General features: G+C 63.1%; 3 protein-coding genes. All 3 read right to left on the reverse strand.

Annotated features, from left to right (window positions below; genetic code table 11):
- Window positions 1-740 (reverse strand): imidazole glycerol phosphate synthase subunit HisF (gene hisF / locus NW820_RS01565; protein WP_414406496.1); only part of this gene is annotated, 740 nt, incomplete at its 3' end.
- Window positions 741-801: 61 nt separating this feature from the next.
- The gene (locus NW820_RS01570) at window positions 802-1,905 is read right to left on the reverse strand and encodes an ArsA family ATPase (protein ID WP_414383712.1); all 1,104 of its coding nucleotides are present in this window, start codon (window positions 1,903-1,905) and stop codon (window positions 802-804) included.
- Window positions 1,902-2,177 (reverse strand): KH domain-containing protein, encoded by a 276-nt coding sequence (locus NW820_RS01575; RefSeq protein WP_011432102.1) that lies wholly within the window; start codon window positions 2,175-2,177, stop codon window positions 1,902-1,904. Before NW820_RS01575 ends, NW820_RS01570 begins: the two co-directional genes overlap by 4 nt.
- Window positions 2,178-2,227: the final 50 nt, after the last annotated feature.

Raw genomic sequence — 2,227 nt, forward strand, 5'->3', positions numbered from 1 at the left:
TGGGCGGCCAAGTCGGCTTTGATCTGCGCAATCGTCAGCCGGCCATAGTGGAGCAGCGAGGCCAATAGAGCCGCTTCCGCCCCTCCCTCCTGCAGAGCTTGGCGGATATGAGCACACTCCCCTGCTCCTCCTGAGGCAATCACCGGCACCGACACCGCCTCGGCCACCCGCCGGGTTAGCTCCAGGTCATAGCCTGCTTGAGTGCCATCGGCGTCCATGCTGGTGAGCAAGATCTCCCCTGCCCCCCGTTCGGCCACGGTTTTGGCCCACTCCACCGCGTCCAGCCCCGTCGGCTGCCGCCCCCCGCGCACGTATACCTCCCATCCCCCTCCCTGCGGTTTGGCGCGAGCATCAATGGCCACCACAATGCACTGGGATCCAAACCAGCGGCTGGCCTGAGCCACGAGATCAGGATCCCGAACCGCTGCCGAGTTGAGGCTGACCTTGTCTGCCCCGGCCCGCAGCAGTTGCCGGATCCCCTCCAGATCGCGGATCCCTCCTCCCACCGTGAGGGGAATGAACACCTGCTCTGCGGTGCGCCGCACCACTTCCAACAAAATCTCCCGCTCTTCGTGGGTGGCGGTGATGTCCAAAAAGACCAGCTCATCGGCTCCTGCCTGATCGTAAGCCTGGGCCAGCTCTACCGGATCCCCGGCATCCCGCAATTGCACAAACTGGATCCCTTTCACCACGCGCCCTGCCGCCACATCCAGACAGGGAATGATCCGTTTGGCCAACATCGCTCTCTCCCAAGGACTCCATACCGCTAACGCGAACAGAGGGGAACAACTGGGGATCGTTTTAGCCGAAGCTGATGACCAGGAAGGGTTCTTGAAACTTGGCCCCGGTCACCTGCCGACCCGCCAAGCTGGGGGGCAAGAACAAATTGCGCCGCTGATCCCCGGCGGTAATGGTCAGCTCCGGGCCTGACTGGCTCAGCTCGATTTGGGCCTTGCTGAAGCCGGGAATAAACAGCTTGACTGTACGGGCTCCCTCGTCGATGGCCACGGGCGGCGGCACATCCGGCACGGCGAACATCCCTCCTACTGCCGCTTCCAAAGCCGACCAATCGGATCCCTGACGCAGGGGGAGTGTTCGTAGTGTCAGCGGGAAAAAATCGGCGGCCGAGACCTCTCCCGGAGCCAGAGGGGTAACCCAGAGGCCACCCACCGTCAGCCCCACCATCTGAGCACTCCCCCAAAGGTAACGGGCGGTTTGCACGGCCATCGGGTCAGGGGTGGTCACCAGGTGGGCCAACACGCGGCGCGGATTGGCAATAGCCTGTCGTCCCTGCTCCAAAAGGTTGGTCATGCCCCCCAACCGCTCTGGCAGATCCTCCAGGGAGGAAAATTCCACGGTGCTTACCGAACGCAACAAGGGCTCGGCAAAGGGTCGCAGGGTTTTGGCCAAGTCGGATCCCAAAAAAGCTTGGGAGGCTCGCCGCCAGTACCAACTGGCCACCTCCGGGATCCCAAAGGCCCGCAAGGTGGTCAGATCCCCTGGCCCATCGTAGAGAATGCAGTCGTATTGGCCGCTGGCATCGTAACGGCGCAGAGCTTCCAGGGCCAGGGCCTGATCCATGCCCGGCAACACCCCCAGTTCCTGGCCGTAGATCTCCCGGAAAAAGGGGGTGCGCACGTATCGGGCTTCCAGCTCTTTGGCCGCCGTCCAGAACTGCTCCAGCAGCTGGGTTGTCCGCAACTGCACCACGCTCAAGTTGGCAGCAATGGTCACCGGCTCGCCGGAAAGCGGGATCCCGCCCAAAAGCATTTCCAGCCCCGGCCCCGCCTGATGGCCCACCAACAGCACCCGCCGCCCCTGCTGGGCTGCGGCCCGAGCTGCCGCCACGGCCAAGGTGCTCCGACCTGTGCCCCCCTTGCCCAGAAAGGTGAGAATTTGGCTCATTCCCGCTCCTCCCGATTCCGCTCTCCCGCCTCTCCGTAGATATCGATGTACAGAGATTGACCTGCCAACTGAGCTGCGGCCATCATCACCTGTCGAATCGCTTGCAGGGTGCGCCCGCCCCGCCCGAATACCCGCCCCCGATCCTTCGGGTCAAAGGCCAGCCGCAGCCATACCTTTCGCCCGCCACAGGTGGTTTCCACATCCATTTGAAGAGAGGCGCTGCTGAGCAGCGGTTCGATCAAAAGATGGGCGAGAGCCTTGTAGTCTGGCATAGAGAGCTAGACGACAGGAGGGAACAACTGGCCAAGCCAAGCTTAGCCGA

Origin of the sequence: Synechococcus sp. R55.7 (genome assembly GCF_047461955.1) — a bacterium.
Lineage (GTDB): Bacteria > Cyanobacteriota > Cyanobacteriia > Thermostichales > Thermostichaceae > Thermostichus.

Coding starts and splice junctions, on each gene's coding strand:
- NW820_RS01570 (WP_414383712.1), bottom strand. CDS start 1,905: ATGAGCCAAATTCTCACCTTTCTGGGCAAGGGGGGCACAGGTCGGAGC.
- NW820_RS01575 (WP_011432102.1), bottom strand. CDS start 2,177: ATGCCAGACTACAAGGCTCTCGCCCATCTTTTGATCGAACCGCTGCTC.